Consider the following 16,540-nt stretch of genomic DNA (forward strand, 5'->3'; position numbering starts at 1 on the left):
AACGGAATTCCGCCCATGAAAAAAGCAGATTCCACGGGAATCTGCCATAGGCCAGATCGTGGAATCGCGGGCTCGGACCGGTTGAACCGCCGCTACCGCTGGACCGACTATCACATCAACGGCGTAGGGTTCCGCATGGAGCCGACGGGGGCCGTTCCGCAACGGGAATGTCACGATGATGCGTCGGGTTTTCAGAATTCTGGCAGCACTCGGCCTGGCGGCGAGCCTCGGCGGCTTCGCGGGGGCCGCACATGCCGAAAAGCGCGTCGCGCTCGTCGTCGGCAACAACGACTACAAGAACGTTCCCAAGCTCCTGAAGGCCGTCAACGACGCCCGCACCATGGGCGATACGCTGAAGCAACTCGGCTTCACCGTGATGGTCGCCGAAAACCAGAACCGTCAGCAATTCTCCGAGACGCTGCTCGCCTTCGATCGGGCGATCGAGCCCGGCGACACCGCATTCTTCTTCTACGCCGGCCACGGCTTCGAGATCGCGGGCCAGAACTATCTGCTGCCGACCGACGTGCCGGCGGCGACTGAAGGCCAGGAAGAGCTGGTGCGCGACGCATCCATTCTCGCCGACCGTATCGTCGAGCGACTCCAGAACAAGAAGGCGCGCACCTCGATCCTGGTGTTCGACGCCTGCCGCAACAATCCGTTCGAGCGCAGCGGCACGCGCGCAGTCGCCGGCGGTGGCGGGCTGGCGCCGATGACGCAGCTGCCCGAAGGCGTGTTCTCGGTGTTCTCGGCAGGCCCGCGGCAGACCGCGCTCGATCGCCTCTCCAACGACGATGCCAATCCCAATTCGGTGTTCACGCGCACCTTTGCCAAGGAGCTGCTGCAGCCCGGCGAGAACCTCGTGCAGGTCGCACAGCGCACGCGCCGCATGGTCAGCGAGATGGCCGACACCGTCAAGCACAAGCAGGTGCCGGTCTATTTCGACCAGATGGTCGACGACGTCTTCCTCAGCGGTGCCGCAAAGGATGCGGCGGCCGCTGCCGCGCGCCCGGCCGATCCCCCGCAGCAGAAGCTCGCGGCGCTGCCGCCCGTCTCGGTGCCACGTGTGCCGAAGGAGGAGACCACCAACGCGCCGATCGCGAGCTTCTCGCGCCACAATGGCGGCTGGAGCGTGACGTTCTCCTTCGCCGATCCCACGCTCGGGGTGTCCTGGCGCATGGCCGGCAGCGGTGATTTCCGCGAAACCGGCTTCATGGACTCGCTGGATCCGCGCACGCGCAAGCGGATGCCGAACCCGTCGATCGAGCTGCCCCCCGATGCGCAGGCCGGCACCATCGAGGTCCGTTATGTCGACGCATCCGGCGACATGCAGGGTCCGTTCCCGATCAAGTTCGATCCCGAAGCGGCGTTGGTCCGCGATCAGCGCAAGATCCTCGACATGACCGCCACGAGCTGGTTGTCGTTCCGCGAGTTCAACGGGCTGCTGGTCTATTACACGCATCTCGTCTCCTACCGCTGCGCGATCCGCGAGGTGCGCATCGGCATCGACACGGCGGTGCCGGACAAGGTGCTGAAGATGCCGCCATGCGATCTGCGCGATCCCTCGGCAATCACGGCCGGCATGCTGCTGTACCAGAAGCTGCCGCCGGCGACTCAGTTCATGTCCGTCGAATTGACCTACCGCGACGGCAGCGTGTCGGAGGTCAAGAGTTTTCGCACGGCCAACCGCAGCAACAATTGAGCGCTTGCTCAGATTGAACATGCTGCCGACGCTCGCCGGCGCTACAATCGCCCGAGCGATTGCAGCAGTGAGAGTCGGGTCATGGACACAGTCACGCCGGATCAACCCGTAACGCGCGTCCGAAAAGTCCGCTGCTGCATCGTCGGCGGCGGACCGGCCGGCATCATGCTCGGCTACCTGCTGGGGCGTGCCGGCATCGATGTCGTGGTGCTGGAGAAGCACGCCGATTTCTTTCGCGATTTTCGCGGCGACACCGTGCATCCCTCGACGCTTCAGGTGATGGACGAGCTCGGCCTCATTGACGGCTTCCTCAAGCTGCCGCACCAGCGCTTGCAGAAGATGGACGGTCTGTTCGGCGGCACCAAGGTGCGGATCGCCGATCTCAGCCGGCTGAATACGAAGTACCCGTTCATCGCCTTCATGCCGCAGTGGGATTTTCTCAATTTCCTGCGCGACGCGGGCCGACGGTTCGCCTCGCTCGAGGTGCTGATGAGCACCGAAGCCGTCGATCTGATCCGCCGCGGTGATGCCGTCGCCGGCGTGCGCGCCAGGAGGCCCGACGGCATCGTCGACATCGAGGCGGATCTCACCATCGCCTGTGACGGCCGGCATTCGACGGTGCGCGAACGCGCGGGCCTCGGCGTCGAGGAGATCGGCGCGCCGATGGACGTGCTCTGGTTTCGCGCCGGCCGTAAGCCGGACGAGACCGAAAAACTCTTCGCGCGGATCGAGCCCGGCAAGATGATGGTCACGTTCGATCGCGGTGATTACTGGCAATGCGCCTATGTCATCGCCAAGGGACAATACGATGCGGTGAAGGCGAGGGGATTGCAGGCCCTGCTCGACGACGTCGTGCGCATGGCGCCGATTCTCAGGCAGGGTATCGCCGACGTGAAGAGCTTTGACGACGTCAAGCTTCTCACGGTCGCAATCAATCGCCTGAGCCGCTGGACGCAACCTGGATTGCTCTGCATCGGCGACGCCGCGCATGCGATGTCGCCCGTCGGCGGCGTCGGCGTCAATCTTGCCGTGCAGGATGCGGTCGCAACCGCCAACCTGCTCGCGGACAGGCTGACGCGCGGCTGTCCATCGGAGGATGAGCTCGACGCCGTGCGGCGCCGCCGCGAGTTTCCCGTGAAGATGACGCAGGCGATGCAAGTGATCGTGCAGAACCATATCATCAGCGGGGCGCTGCAGGGCGGCGATCGTCCGCTCAAGGTACCGCTGCTCCTGCGGTTGATCTCCGCATGGCCATGGCTTCAGGGCATTCCGGCGCGCTTCCTTGCCATCGGTGTGCGGCCAGAGCACGTGCATTCGAAAGCCGCGCCGGCGGCGTAGCGCAGGGATTCGGTAGGGATAATGCCGCGTTAAATCGCGCGCTTTGCGTTGCGTTCGTGCCACAGCGGATGCGGATTCAAAGACCGCGATGTGCCAATCCTGCGCCTTAACTTTCTTGATTCAAATTTGAGTAAGAACTGCGTGTGAGCGTGCGCCCATCAGAGGACACGGGGTGTACCATGCGTAACAAATTGATTGCTGCCTTCGCCTGCACGACAGCTCTGGTTTCGGCCGGCGCCTCTTCCGCCGCCGATCTCGCCGCGCGTCCCTACACCAAGGCGCCCGCTTATATCGAGCCGCTGTTCAACTGGACCGGCTTCTATGTCGGCGGCCACATCGGTGGTGCCTGGACCAATGAGCAGTTCATCAACAATGGCGTCGGCGCGCCGTTCGGTGATCTGACGCCCGGCCAGGGCTATCGTCAGCGTGGTACCGGCATCATGGGCGGCGCCCAGATCGGCTACAACTGGCAGGCCAACAACTACGTGTTCGGCATGGAAGGCACGATCTCCGGCCTCGACAACAAGGGCACCGTCGTGAACAACGCGTTCGGCGCGGGCGACGACGTGTTCACCTGGCGTGCGAACCTGCTCGCGACCGTCGTCGGTCGCGCCGGCTTCGCGGTTCAGAACAACCTGTTCTACATCAAGGGCGGTTATGCCGGCGTGAACAACCGTCTGTCGGTGACCGACACGGTCGGTGCGGCGACGGGTTCGGGCGGTCAGACCCACTGGGCCAACGGCTGGACCGTGGGCGCCGGCTGGGAATACGGCATCACCCGCAACTGGATCGTCGGCCTCGAGTACAATTACGCGGCCTTCGGCAGCCAGACCTATCAGCTCGGTGGCACCTCGGGGAACTACACCTTCGATGCCAAGCCGCGCGACATCCAGTGGGCGGTCGTTCGCGCCAGCTACAAGTTCGACGCGCCGGTCATCGCGCGCTACTGAGCGCGACAACGAACAACCGGTTACCTAAAAAAAGCTCTGCCAACAATTCAAAGCCCCGGCTTCGCCCGGGGCTTCTTTTTTGCGTCGACTTGAACGCGAGTCGCACGGGGCACCACGGCAGTAGTCGCGAAATACTGGTTTCTTCTGCCAAGCGCGGCTTCAAAGCCCCGGCGCGAGCCGGGGCTTTTTCATGCGACGAGAGTTGGCTTACGCCATCACCGAGAAACCGCCGTCGACGGGGATCGCGGTGCCCGTGACGAAGTTCGAGGCGGACGAGGCGAGGAATACGGCGATGCCGGCGAAGTCGTCGATGTCGCCCCAGCGCCCCGCGGGCGTGCGCGCCAGCACGCGCTCGTGCAGGCCCGACACCTGCTTCCGCGCGCCGCGGGTGAGATCGGTGTCGATCCAGCCCGGCAGGATGGCATTGACCTGGATGTTGTCGGGCGCCCAGGCGTTGGCGCAGGCGCGCGTGTACTGCACGATGCCGCCTTTGCTCGCCGCGTATGCGGTGGCGAAGCTCGCGCCGAAGATCGACATCATCGAGCCGATGTTGATCACCTTGCCGTTGCCCGACGCCTTCAGCGCCGGATAAGCCAGCTTCGAGCACAGAAAGGCGCTGGTGAGGTTGGTATTGATCACCGTATTCCACTCGTCGAGCTCGAGCTCGTGCGGCGGTTTGCGGATGCTCATCCCGGCATTGTTGATGAGGATGTCGATGCGGCCGAGATCCTTGACGACACGCTCGACCATCGCGGCGATCGCCGCCTTGTCGGTGACATCGGTGGTGACGGCGATCGCTTTCACGCCGCGCGCTTTGAGATCCGCAACCGCAGCAAGCGACTTGGTTTCGTTGCGTCCGACCACGGCGATATCGGCGCCGGCGTCCGCAAGCCCGTGCGCGAGGCCGAGGCCGATGCCGCCATTGCCTCCTGTGACGATCGCGACCTTGCCGCGGAGATCGAACCGGTTGGATGTCATGCTTTCACTTCCTGGTTTCTTCTATTGGTTGCTTTGCCAGATCAGCACCAGCCCGAAGCCTGCCATGGCGGCGCCATAGCCGGCCCATTGCAGCTGGTTGACCATGAAGCTCGATCGCGGCCAGGCGACGGTGCCCGTGCCCTGTCCGATCCAGAGCAGCCCGACGGCGAGGGCAAACAGGCCTGCGACAAGCAGAAATCTGCGCATGCATTCCTCCCTATCGGTCTGACTCTGTCGCGACCGTCGGCATCAACGATCACCGCCGGTCACGAAAACTTCCCGCCAGACTAGCCGCAGCTTCGGTTCGGATACAATGGCTGCGGACGCAGGGCCGCGGGGAGGACGCATGTCCGCGCGCAAGATGATCGTGAGCACCGCTGCGACGCGGAGCGCGCCCGTGACGGCGCTGACCTACGGCGGGAGTGCGACGATGCCGGGGCCCCATGACGAAAAAGCCCCGGCGGTGCCGGGGCTTTAACGTCTGAATCTCAGATCAGCTCAGTACTTTTCAGCTCAGTACTTGGCGACGACCGGGCCGGTCCAGTTGAAGCGATAGACCAGCGAGGTCGAGATCGTCTGGTTCCAGCTGTTGGCGCGGATGCTGTTGATGCCCGTCGGCAGGTTGGTGACGTTGGAGATCTCGTCCTGGGTCTTCGCATCGTAGAAGGCGGAGCGATATTCGGTCTTCATGAACCAGCCGGGCGAGGTGATACCGAAGATGTTCAGGCTGTTCTCGACACCACCGCCGACGAACCAGCCGTTGCGGTTGTAGCCGTTGAGATGGGTACCGGCGGGAACGCCAGCCAGGGTCATGAAGTTGGTGCTGCCGAAGTGAGCGCCGGAGTAACCGCCGTTGACGTAGGAGAGAACGTTCGGAGCGACCAGCCAGCCGAGGCGGACACCCGCAGCCCAGGAGTCTTCAAGCTTCTGGTTGCCGGTGACGCCGGTGAGCGGATCCTGCACGGTGGAGCGGATGCTGCCGAACTGACCGTCAGCGAACACGCCGGCGACCCAAGTGCCGCTGAACTGCCAGTCGTAGCCGAGGCCGACGGTGCCGAACCAGCCCGAGCCACCCTGACGCTGGGTGATGGTCAGCGGAACAGCGCCGACGGTCGACTGGACGGACTGGTCGGAGTTCGAGAGACCGCCGCCGCCGCCGCCGAACACGTAGAAGCCGGTCCAGTTGGCAACCGGAGCAACCATCGGGGCCTTGACGTAGGGACGGGCCGCAAGGTCAGCCGCCGAAGCCGAACCGGTCATTGCCGCAATCGCGGTCAGTGCGAGTGCAATCTTCTTCATGATAAAATCCCCAACCTTGGTTCGTAGCAGGCGCGAGCGCACTGAAGTCCGTGTGATCTGATGCCCGGACTATAGACGGTTCTCGCCGAAATGCTGTTGCAGGGCAGGCACAGTCGCCGGGAAACGCCAGCTGGTCGGGTTTCGGGGTACGAACGTCATTGGTTAGAAAATATACGTAATTTCAATGGATTAGGCGAGTTTCGGAACCCTTGTCCAAGGTAAGTTTTCATTAGGAATTCGCCTTTGTCCGAAACGGAGGCAATCCTCCTCAGCCTTGGACCTGACCTGGCGCTGTGAGTCGTTGGCCGAGTCGCACCTTCAGGACCGGATTGCGGCGGGTGAATCATCGGGAAAAACGCTGCACGTCCTCCAAAAACGAAAAAGCCCCGGCTTCGGGCCGGGGCTTTTCGACGGGAATCGCTGCGTCAGACGTCGAGCAGCTCGTCGCTGGCGAACTCGGCCTTGTCGGAGATGAAGGCGAAGCGCGCTTCGGCCTTGGTGCCCATCAGGCGCTCCACCGAATCCGCCGTGGTGTCGCGGTCGTCGGGCAGCAGGACCACCTTGAGCAGCGTCCGCTTGCCCGGATCCATGGTGGTTTCCTTGAGCTGCGCCGGCATCATCTCGCCGAGGCCTTTGAAGCGGTTCACCTCGACCTTGGCGTTGGCGGTGAACGTGCTCTTGATCAGCTCTTCCTTGTGCTTGTCGTCGCGGGCGTAGACCGACTTCTGGCCGTGGGTCAGCTTGTACAGCGGCGGCACCGCGAGGAAGAGATGTCCTTCGTCGATCAGCTTCGGCATCTGCCGGTAGAAGAACGTGATCAGCAGCGAGGCGATGTGCGCGCCGTCGACGTCGGCGTCGGTCATGATGATGATGCGCTGATAGCGCAGATCCTCTTCGCGATATTGCAGAAGCTGGCCGCAGCCGATCGCCTGCACGAGATCGGAGAGCTGGGCGTTCGCCGTCAGCTTGTCCTTGCCGGCGGAGGCGACGTTGAGGATCTTGCCACGCAACGGCAGCACCGCTTGCGTCTTGCGGTCGCGCGCCTGCTTGGCGCTGCCGCCGGCCGAGTCACCCTCGACGATGAAGAGCTCGGAGCCTTCGGTGCCCGCGTCGGTGCAGTCGGCGAGCTTGCCGGGCAGGCGCAGCTTCTTGCCCGCGGTTTTCCGCGCGGTCTCTTTCTCCTGCCGCCGGCGCAGCCGCTCCTCGGCGCGGTCGATCACGAAGTCGAGCAGCCGGTTGGCCATGTTCGGATTGCCCGACAGCCAATGGTCGAACGGATCCTTCATCGCCTGTTCGACGATGCGCTGCGCCTCGGCAGTGGCGAGACGATCCTTGGTCTGCCCCTGGAATTCAGGCTCGCGCACGAACACTGACAGCATCACGGCGGCGCCCACCATGACGTCTTCCGAGGTGATGGACGAAGCGCGCTTGCCCTGGCCGACGCGTTCGGCGTGATCCTTCAGGCCGCGCAACAGCGCGCTGCGCAGGCCGGATTCGTGCGTACCGCCATCGGGCGTCGGCACGGTGTTGGTGTAGGAGGACAGGAAGCCGTCGGCATCCGCGGTCCAGGCCACGGCCCATTCGCAGGCGCCATGCGCGCCGTTGCGGCCGGACTTGCCGGAGAAGATGTCGGGATGCACTAGCGTGTCGGCGTGGATCGCCGCCGCCAGGTAATCCTTCAGGCCACCGGGGAAATGGAAGGTCGCTTCCGGCGGAACGTCCTCGACGCCCTTGAGCAGGTCGGGCGCGCAGTTCCAGCGTATCTCCACGCCGCCGAACAGATAGGCCTTCGAGCGCGTCATCTTGAACAGGCGCTGCGGCTTGAACGCGGCCTTGGCGCCGAAGATGTCGGTGTCAGGCTTGAACCGCACGCGCGTGCCGCGGCGGTTGTTGACCTTGCCGAGATCCTCGAGCTTGCCCTTGGGATGGCCGCGCTCGAACGTCATGCGATGCAGCTTCTGGCCGCGCGCGACCTCGACCTCGAGCCGCGAGGAGAGGGCATTCACCACGGAGATGCCGACGCCGTGCAGGCCGCCCGAGGTCTCGTAGACCTTGCTGTCGAACTTGCCGCCCGAATGCAGCGTGCACATGATGACTTCAAGCGCCGACTTCTTCGGGAACTTCGGGTGCGGATCGATCGGGATGCCGCGACCGTTGTCAGTGACGGTGAGGAAGCCGTCTGCGGAGAGCTCGACGCCAATGAAGGTCGCGTGCCCGGCCAGCGCCTCGTCCATCGAATTGTCGATGACTTCGGCGAAGAGATGATGCAGCGCCTTTTCGTCGGTGCCGCCGATATACATGCCAGGCCTGCGCCGGACCGGTTCCAGGCCTTCGAGCACCTCGATGTCGGCGGCCGTGTAGTCGGCCTCGCCACCGGTCGCGCGCGGGGCCGCCTTCGCGGTACTAGCGCGTCCCTTCGGCTCATTGCCGTCGAACAAGTCGTCTTTACTTTTTGTTTTCAACTGCTTGGACATATATCTTGATGCGTTCTGAGGGCCGCGAAGGCGGCGAATCGGTTGGCCTGACTATGCCACTTCTGGCCTCGAAAGGTTACCGCAGGGCAGCTTGGGCGCTGTGGGGTGGTAGCTAATCCCGGCGAATTTACGCCGCAAGCTAACCAAGTGCCGGCAATTTGACCCCCCGGCTCGCCCGACCCGGGCTTTGTGACTTGATGTCACACAAGCCCTTGGCTTACCAGTCTTTTCCATCTGACAGGACCTCGATGCGGGGCGGGAAGGCAATTCTGGAATGGAGCAGTACGCGCACGCACTGGCCGATTTCGTGCGCCTTCACCAGGCTTGGGCTGCTCCGATCGTGTTCCTCTTGTCGTTCGGGGAATCGCTGGCCTTCATCTCGCTGTTGATCCCGGCCTGGGGCGCACTGGTCGCCATCGGCGCGCTGATCGGGGTGAGCGGCATCAGCTTCTATCCGATCTGGATTGCAGGCGCGATCGGCGCGGCGCTGGGCGACTGGGTCTCCTACTGGTTCGGCTATCGCTACAAGGAGAAGGTCGCGCAGATGTGGCCGCTGTCGCGCTATCCGGAAATCCTGCCCAAGGGCGAGGCCTTCGTGCGGAGCTGGGGCGTGCCCAGCATCTTCATCGGCCGCTTCTTCGGCCCCTTGCGCGCTTCCGTGCCGCTCGCGGCAGGCATTTTCGAGATGCCCTACTGGAGTTTTCAGGCCGCCAATTTTGTCTCCGCGCTGGTCTGGGCGGCGGCGCTCCTGCTGTTCGGCGATGTGATCGCGAAGATCATGGAATGGCTCTGGCGCGTCATCTGAGCGAGCCCGGGACGGGTTGCGCCCGCGGGGCGGAAGAAATCTAAAAGTCGTTCTTTTCGAGAGTGTGGCTGGTAATGTTCGCCTGCTAGTTGAGCGCCGACATAACAGCCGAGCGCTCAGCATATGATCGTACGCGTTTGTTCAGCTTTCCTGGTGGCGTTGCTCCTCGCGTCGCCATGGTCGAAATCGTGTGCCGCTGAATCATCCGGCGCTGATCGGCCCGGCTGGGTCGATCCGGGCTGGCGGCGAACGGTGGCGCGCTACGCCGTGACATTCGACGAGAAGGGGCTGGGTACGGAGGTCCTCGAGTTCGAAATCAAGGCGCTCGACGATAAGGGCGCCGAGGCGATCGCGCAGCAGAGTTTTCAGTACAACAGCTATTTTGACGATTTGTCGTCGATGGCGCTTGCCACTCTCAAGGCCGATGGCACCGTGATCGAGGTCGATGAGCGCGCCATCCGCGATCAACCGGCGTCGACAGATACCTCCTCGCCCTACTTCGACGAGGTTCGCAACAGGATCATCGCCTATCCCCATGTTGCTCCCGGCGACAGCATCCGCGGGCGTCTGGTCTACAAGGCGAAGCAGCCGAGATTTCCAGGTGAGTTTGCTCGCTTCTGGAGCGAGCCGGCGAGCCAGCCGCCCGAAGTGCTCGAAGTGACCGTTGACGGACCGGCATCCAGGCCACTGCGGGTCGCGTTGCGCAATGTCGAACACCGTGAAGAGAGGGTGAACGATCGGATCGTCCATCGCGTGCGCTTCAAGCACGACGTGCCCAGACCCCACCAGATCGACGACGAGACTCTCGCCTATGCCGAGCGTTTCGAAATGAGCACATTTGCCGACTATCCCGCTTTCGCGGCGATGCTGAACGCACGCAACGCACCGATGGCGCGACCGGACGAGAGGTTGACGCGACTGTCCCAGGAGATTGCGGGCGACGCCGTCGGCACGCGCGCGAAGGTCGAACGCCTCTACAATTGGGTGGCTCGAAACATCCGCTATGTCGGGATCGGACTTGAGGACGGCGGCTGGACATCGCAGCCTGCCTCGGCAGTGCTTGCGTCGCGTTACGGCGATTGCAAGGCGCATGTGACGCTGTTCAAGGCGTTGCTTGCCGCCCAGGGCATAGAAGCCAATTTTGTCGCGGTGAACTCGGACGCAAGATACACGCTTACTGAAGTCGCCACGCCGAACTTCGACCACGCGATCGCCTATGTTCCGGAAATCGACCAATATCTCGATCCGACCGCTTCGCTGTTCGCATTCGGCTCCCTGCCGCCGGACCTTGCGCGGAAGCCGGTTCTCAACATCGACAAGGGCACTCTGGGCCGTATCCCCATGGCTGGTCCGGATCGCTTCCGGATGGCTGCGGAAACGGACTACGTCCTCGGCAATGATGGGAAACGCGAAGTCCGCTCGATCCTGTCTGGCACCGGCGTCGGCGCGCAGCTGGGGCGCACGCTCGCACAGGGACTGGATGGTCAAGACCGGCGCATGGCCGCCAGGAAGCTGATCGAGCAGGCCGGTCTGACCGGCACCGGCGATTACACCTATCCGAATTCGCGCGAGCTGACAGACGACTATGCGATCACATCGACGTTCCAGATCAGCAAACCGGTCGATCTCGACCGGCCCACGCGCGTCAGGATGTTGCCTCTGACCGATCCAAGACAGTCTTTCCTGCGGTTGGTTGCGCGCCAGACGAATGGGCGGCCTTTTGTCTGCCGACCGATGGATTACCGCGAGGTCGCTTCACTCACGGTTCCCGAAAACACCTTCTTTTACGAGAAGCCGGCACCGATCGCCTATTCGGCGACGTTCGAAGGCAGGACGGGCAACGCTGAGGTCCACGGCCGGATCGAGGTGAACGGCACCATCGCTGTCGATGGCCGAACCATCCGCTCCAATGCGCTTCTTCGCCTTACGCTCGACGCACCGGTCTGCCCGGCGGAGTTTGGTCCGGCTATCGAGAAGGGGTTCGATAAGCTCGACGAGTTCAAGTACGGGCTGATCGGTCTGACCCCGAAGGGAGCAGCCTCGGTCGTCGAGGTCAGTGCAGACTTCACCGATGGTGCGAACGCATATCTTGCTCACGATTTCCAACGCGCGATGGAGCGGCTGAAGCCGCTGGCCGAAATCGGCAATGCACGCGCACAGTCCTATTTGGGCGCGATGTATCGCGACGGAAATGGGACGAAGCGCGATCGCGCGGAGGCGATCAAGTGGTTTCGTCTCTCCGCCGAACAGGGCAATGCCTATAGTCAGGAGCAACTTGCCTATCTCTACGAGACGAGCACGGGGACGGCTCGCGACGAAAAGCAGGCGGCCGACTGGTATGGCAAGGCAGCGGATCAGGGCAATGCCTACAGCCAGACCCGGCTCGCCGCCATGTACAGGGACGGACGAGGTGTTCCCCAGGACTTTGCCCTCGCTTTCGATCTGTTTTCGAGGGCGGCTGAGCAGGGCTCGACATACGCGCAGACGGGTCTCGGCCTGTTGCACATCAAAGGCGAAGGCGTGCCGCAGGACCTCGCCAAAGGCATTTCCCTGCTGCGCAAGGCCGCCGATCAGAACGACGGCTGGGCCCAATACAATTTGGGGTGGGCCTATGAGAGTGGTACGGGTGTGCCGAAGGATACCCAGCAGGCGATCAATTGGTACAGCAAGGCCTCGGCTCGTGGAAACGAGCAAGCAGGCGCTCATCTGTATGAGCTGACGCGCGGAGGTTCCTTCTGGGGGACACTCTTCAGTCATCTCGGGCTCGCCAGATGGTAGTGACGGCAAGGCTGCGGCGGCGTGGAATGATGGTTCCAAATCCTTGACGCCGGGCCGATTTGGCCTTATAGCCGCGCGCCATGATCAACGCCGCGACCATCCTGTTCGCCCGTCGTCGCCGCCGCTCTTTAGCGGTTTGGGCGGTCGATCGCGTTTGAGATCATCGTCTTTGCCGCTGGATCCGATCCGCGGCATTCTCTCTCCTGTCAGCGCGATCTGATCCGGCGGCCCCCGAGGAGGCCCAGCAGGAGACCACGATGTACACGCCACCCTTTTTCAAGCCGGACCGCGCCGCGAGCCTGAAATTCGCAGGCGACCGCGGTTTCGGCACCATGTGCGCCTTCGACGGCCATAAGCCGGTCGCGTCGCCGCTGCCGTTCTATCTGACCTACGCCGCGGACGGCACACCGCAGGCCGCCTTTCATGTCGCCCGTCACAATCCACTGGTAAAGCTTGCGGACGGCGCGACCTCCTGGCTGCTCGCGATCAACGGCCCCGATGCCTATGTATCGCCCGACTGGTACGTCTCGCCGGATCAGGTGCCGACCTGGCTCTACCAGTCGGTGCATCTGAGCGGCCCGGTGCGGCCGTTGTCGGACGACGAGCTGGCGGTGCAGATCGACACGCTCAGCGACAAGTTCGAGAGCTGGCTGTTGCCGAAGACGCCGTGGAATTCGGCGAAGATGACGGCAGGCCGGTTCGAGACGTTGAAGAAGGCGATCGTGGGTCTGGTCATGACGGTTGAAGAGGTCGAAGGCAGCTTCAAGCTCAACCAGCACAAATCGGACGCCGACTATGCGGCGATCGCGACTGCGCTCGGCGAGGGCGATGCCGACGCAAAACAGATTTCACAGTTGATGCGGCAGGCAAGGCCGCAAGTTTTCGAACACGACACGAACAAGCTCGAAAGGAGCGTGCCATGAGCCTCTCTGAAACCAGCCTCGTTGATACCCACAAAGCTCGGACCACCAGCGCGGCCAGCAAGCCCGCCACCGTCTTCGTCGACGGCGGCTCCGGCACCACCGGGCTCGGCATCAACGAGCGGCTCAAGCTCCAGAACGACGTCGTGGTGAAGACAATCGCCGACGACAAGCGCAAGGATCCCGCGGCCAAGAAGGCGCTGATGGAGGAGGTGGATCTCGTCATCCTCTGCCTGCCTGATGATGCCGCCAAGGAGACGGTTGCGCTGATCGACAGCATGGGCGCAGCGGGGCCGAAGGTGCTGGACGCCTCGACCGCGTACCGGGTCGCGCCGGACTGGGCCTATGGTTTTCCGGAACTGGCACCGGACCAGGCCGGCAAGATCAAGGCCGCGAAGAAGGTCTCCAATCCCGGCTGCTATCCGACCGGCGGCATCGCGCTGCTGCGGCCGATCGTCGATGCCGGCCTGTTGCCATCAGACCATCCCATCAGCGTCAACGCGGTGAGCGGCTATTCCGGCGGCGGCAAGTCGATGATCGCGAGCTTTGAAGACGGCAGCGCGCCGTCCTTCGAGCTCTATGGCCTCGGTTTCGAGCACAAGCATCTGCCGGAGCTGCAGCTCTATTCGAACCTGACGCGGCGGCCGATCTTCATTCCTTCGGTCGGCAATTACCGGCAGGGCATGCTGGTCTCGATCCCGCTCCAGCTCGACACGCTGCCGGGCAAGCCGAGCGGTGCGGATTTGCAGGCGGCGCTCGCCAAGCGCTACGCGGGTTCAAAATACGTCTCGGCGATGCCGTTGCAGAATGAAGCGTCAAAGGGCGGCCGGCTCGAGCCGGAAGCGCTCAACGAGACCAACATGCTCGAGCTCTACGTCTTCGCCAGCGACAAGTACCATCAGGCGGTGCTGGTCGCGCGGCTGGACAATCTCGGCAAGGGTGCGTCAGGCGCAGCCGTGCAGAACATGCGGCTGATGCTGGGCCTGCCGGAAGAGTAGAACAGGCTCGAGCCCCGGACGCAGCGCAGCACTTCTTCAGTGATGCGCTGCAGAGCCGGGGCCCATGCTTACTTATCTTTCTGGCCCCGGCTCACGCTTCGCGAGTCCGGGACACGAGACTTCAGTACTTCGCGACGACCGGGCCACCGAACCGGTAGTTGACGCGGGCGGTGATCAGGTCGACGTCCTGGCCGATACGGTCGGTGCGCGAGAATGTACCGACCGCCGCAAGTGCGCCGTTCGACGTGAGCGTGACGTCGTGGTGACCCATGAACAGGTGGTCGTATTCGAGGCCGACCGACCAGTTTTGGGCAAAGCCGTATTCGAAGCCGACGCCGATTGCGCCGCCCCAGCGGGTCTCGTTGGCAGTATCGAACTCGGCTCCGGCCAGACCGCCCGTGCCGATCCCGCGGTATTGGTTGCTGGTCACCGCGGCGCCGCCCTTCACATAGAGCAGCGCATTGTTCCAGGCATAGCCAAGCTGGCCGGTAAACAGCCCGAAGGCGTCGATGTGGGTGCGGTTCGCGACGCCGAACACCGTGCTGGCATTCCGGCCCGAGAGGTCGGCCCAGTCGCCCTGAGCCTCAAGGCCGAACACGAAGGCGCTGCTCTGCCAGCGATAGCCGATCTGGCCGCCGGCGACGGCGCCGGTCGCATCATGGCAGCCTTCGGCGATGCCGGCCGGGAAACCGACAGTGCCGTCCCAGCAATTCCGCGACGTGCCATAGCCGCCGTTGGCGCCGATGTAGAAGCCGCTCCAATCATAGACCGCCGCGATCATCGGCGGAGCCTTGGTGTAGGGGCGGGCAGCAAGATCCGCCGCGTTGGCCTGGGTCGCGACGGTTGCCAGCGAAAGCGCGCCGAGCGCGGATACAACCTTCAAATTCATGTCTGCCTCGAATCGATGCAATTGCGATGCTTGAATATAGGTGTGGATGAGCGACAACCTGTACTGGTAAAATGTTGCGGCGGTTGGTTTTTGCCGCAGTGTTATTTTTCGGCAACAGCTACGGTTGGTGGCGGGCGGCCGGCAGGGTAGGGAGGCGTGCCGCAGCCTTCCGGAGCGAGTGACGCCGTGGATGAGAGCACGCTGCATTTCTGTCGGCAGAACGCCCAGTCCTATGCTGACTGGGCCAAGGCGCCGTCCACGCGGCTTAAGGGCGTCCACGCTTTGCTGCCGCCCGGCGGCGCGATCCTCGAACTCGGTTGCGGCGCCGGCAATCATGCCGCGGTGATGCCGGCCGCCTTGAAGCGACCTACGCCAGCGCGGGTCGCTGGATCACACTGACGTCGGAGACGTCCGTGATCCAGAGTTTCGACCAGACGCCGGCGAACATGCTCAATCGCCTCGTTCGCAAGCCGGCCGGCTGATCGTCAGCGCGATCGCGACCGTCGCCCGTCGCCCGGCGCCAATCAGGCGGCGATCCATTCCAGCAGCGCGTTTTGTGCGTGCAGCAGGTAGGCCTTGGCCGCCGGGCTCTGGCAGGCGCGATGCGATATCGCGTCAGCGCTGACCTCCTGGCCTCGGGTCACCGGCGGGCAGGGCAGGAAAATGACGTCGGGACGGCATCTGTCGAGCAGCGATGCCGATAGCTGATAGTCGCGCAGCTGATCCGCGCGTGCGGCTTCAGGCCAGCAATCCGTGATGATCACATCCGCCTCGTACAATGCGTCGAGATCTGGGCTGGTCTCAAATCGTGGGCTTGCGATGTCTCGGACATGCCAATCCGCGGGGTAAACTTGGGTCACCTTGATCGGCAGGGCAATGGAGGCCTCAACCCAGGAGCGCAGGATGTTGGCGTCGGGGGCAACACCGGCAACCTTGAGGCCGTCGAGCGTGGCTCTCCTGCTCCTGACATAGGCGAGATCGCCGAGCGTTTCGCAAGGATGGTTCGATCGCGTTCTGGCATTGACGACCGGCGCGCGGGCGCTCGCCGCCAACTCTCGCAGGGCTGACAGTTCACGCGTGCGCACGACCGTGATGTCAAACCAATTGTCGAGATATTGCGCCAGATCGGCCGTTGTCTCGGCGGCATTCAGCCTGACGGGCGAACGGACGCAGATGCCACCCATCGCCTGGACGCCGAGATCGAAGGCGGTCGTGTTTCTCCACCCGCCATCGTCGACGATGAGCGCGACGCGCTTGCCGGAGAGACTTTGGGGCATGGCGCGGTCGAGCCACGCTGCCGCGAGGATCTGCGCGCGATCGATGATCGACAGGATCGTGTCCGCGCCGAGATCGTGGAGCTGAACGAAATCCCGGCTGGATTCGCTAGGCATCGCCGTGCATCCCGGGGACGC

General features: G+C 63.6%; 15 protein-coding genes. 9 read left to right on the plus strand and 6 right to left on the minus strand.

The features are described from left to right. Positions 1-175: 175 nt before the first annotated feature. The 3 genes from K3F49_RS20540 (at position 176) to K3F49_RS20550 (ending at position 3,987) form a co-directional block, all read left to right on the plus strand. On the plus strand, positions 176-1,699 hold the full coding sequence (locus tag K3F49_RS20540) for a caspase family protein (protein ID WP_234682763.1): 1,524 nt from the start codon (positions 176-178) through the stop codon (positions 1,697-1,699). Positions 1,700-1,780: 81 nt separating this feature from the next. Beyond that, the gene (locus tag K3F49_RS20545) at positions 1,781-3,037 is read left to right on the plus strand and encodes an FAD-dependent oxidoreductase (RefSeq protein WP_234682764.1); all 1,257 of its coding nucleotides are present in this window, start codon (positions 1,781-1,783) and stop codon (positions 3,035-3,037) included. A 179-nt stretch (positions 3,038-3,216) separates the two neighbouring features. Beyond that, entirely contained in the window at positions 3,217-3,987 is a 771-nt protein-coding gene (locus tag K3F49_RS20550) for an outer membrane protein (protein WP_234682765.1), read from the plus strand. Positions 3,988-4,194: 207 nt separating this feature from the next. Here the strand turns inward: K3F49_RS20550 and K3F49_RS20555 are convergent, their stop codons facing one another. Both K3F49_RS20555 and K3F49_RS20560 read right to left on the minus strand, forming a co-directional pair. Further along, positions 4,195-4,965 (minus strand): glucose 1-dehydrogenase, encoded by a 771-nt coding sequence (locus K3F49_RS20555; RefSeq protein WP_234682766.1) that lies wholly within the window; start codon positions 4,963-4,965, stop codon positions 4,195-4,197. A gap of 21 nt (positions 4,966-4,986) precedes the next feature. Then, positions 4,987-5,172, minus strand: a complete 186-nt coding sequence (locus tag K3F49_RS20560; protein ID WP_007591540.1) for a hypothetical protein — start codon at positions 5,170-5,172, stop codon at positions 4,987-4,989. Between the two features lie 139 nt (positions 5,173-5,311). Between K3F49_RS20560 and K3F49_RS39205 the strand changes: the two genes are divergently transcribed. Further along, complete coding sequence (locus tag K3F49_RS39205; RefSeq protein ID WP_276575402.1) at positions 5,312-5,443, plus strand: hypothetical protein; 132 nt, start codon at positions 5,312-5,314, stop codon at positions 5,441-5,443. Between the two features lie 35 nt (positions 5,444-5,478). On the opposite strand, the gene K3F49_RS20565 is transcribed toward K3F49_RS39205, so the two are convergent. Together K3F49_RS20565 and parE are read right to left on the minus strand one after the other, a co-directional pair. Further along, entirely contained in the window at positions 5,479-6,264 is a 786-nt protein-coding gene (locus K3F49_RS20565; RefSeq protein ID WP_234682767.1) for an outer membrane protein, read from the minus strand. A 425-nt stretch (positions 6,265-6,689) separates the two neighbouring features. After that, complete coding sequence (gene parE, locus K3F49_RS20570) at positions 6,690-8,738, minus strand: DNA topoisomerase IV subunit B (RefSeq protein ID WP_234682768.1); 2,049 nt, start codon at positions 8,736-8,738, stop codon at positions 6,690-6,692. A 274-nt stretch (positions 8,739-9,012) separates the two neighbouring features. Here parE and K3F49_RS20575 point away from each other — a divergent pair, with 274 nt between their 5' ends. From K3F49_RS20575 to argC, 4 genes are all read left to right on the plus strand, one after another. Continuing rightward, entirely contained in the window at positions 9,013-9,543 is a 531-nt protein-coding gene (locus tag K3F49_RS20575; RefSeq protein ID WP_234682769.1) for a DedA family protein, read from the plus strand. Between the two features lie 123 nt (positions 9,544-9,666). Continuing rightward, a complete protein-coding gene (locus tag K3F49_RS20580; RefSeq protein WP_234682770.1) occupies positions 9,667-12,321 on the plus strand; it encodes a DUF3857 domain-containing protein in 2,655 nt (884 codons plus the stop codon). A 257-nt stretch (positions 12,322-12,578) separates the two neighbouring features. Further along, positions 12,579-13,244, plus strand: a complete 666-nt coding sequence (locus K3F49_RS20585; protein WP_234682771.1) for an FMN-binding negative transcriptional regulator — start codon at positions 12,579-12,581, stop codon at positions 13,242-13,244. Further along, entirely contained in the window at positions 13,241-14,239 is a 999-nt protein-coding gene (argC, locus tag K3F49_RS20590; RefSeq protein WP_234682772.1) for an N-acetyl-gamma-glutamyl-phosphate reductase, read from the plus strand. The genes K3F49_RS20585 and argC overlap by 4 nt, the downstream gene beginning before the upstream one ends. Before the next feature lie 121 nt (positions 14,240-14,360). On the opposite strand, the gene K3F49_RS20595 is transcribed toward argC, so the two are convergent. Further along, on the minus strand, positions 14,361-15,128 hold the full coding sequence (locus K3F49_RS20595) for an outer membrane protein (RefSeq protein ID WP_234682773.1): 768 nt from the start codon (positions 15,126-15,128) through the stop codon (positions 14,361-14,363). 186 nt (positions 15,129-15,314) lie between these two features. On the opposite strand from K3F49_RS20595, the gene K3F49_RS20600 reads away from it, so the two are divergent. Further along, a complete protein-coding gene (locus K3F49_RS20600; protein ID WP_234682774.1) occupies positions 15,315-15,527 on the plus strand; it encodes a hypothetical protein in 213 nt (70 codons plus the stop codon). Between the two features lie 125 nt (positions 15,528-15,652). Here the strand turns inward: K3F49_RS20600 and K3F49_RS20605 are convergent, their stop codons facing one another. Beyond that, positions 15,653-16,519: an ornithine carbamoyltransferase gene (locus tag K3F49_RS20605; RefSeq protein ID WP_234682775.1), complete on the minus strand. Its 867-nt coding sequence runs from the start codon at positions 16,517-16,519 to the stop codon at positions 15,653-15,655. Positions 16,520-16,540: the final 21 nt, after the last annotated feature.

The sequence above is a fragment of the Bradyrhizobium monzae genome (assembly GCF_021458635.1).
Taxonomy (GTDB): domain Bacteria; phylum Pseudomonadota; class Alphaproteobacteria; order Rhizobiales; family Xanthobacteraceae; genus Bradyrhizobium.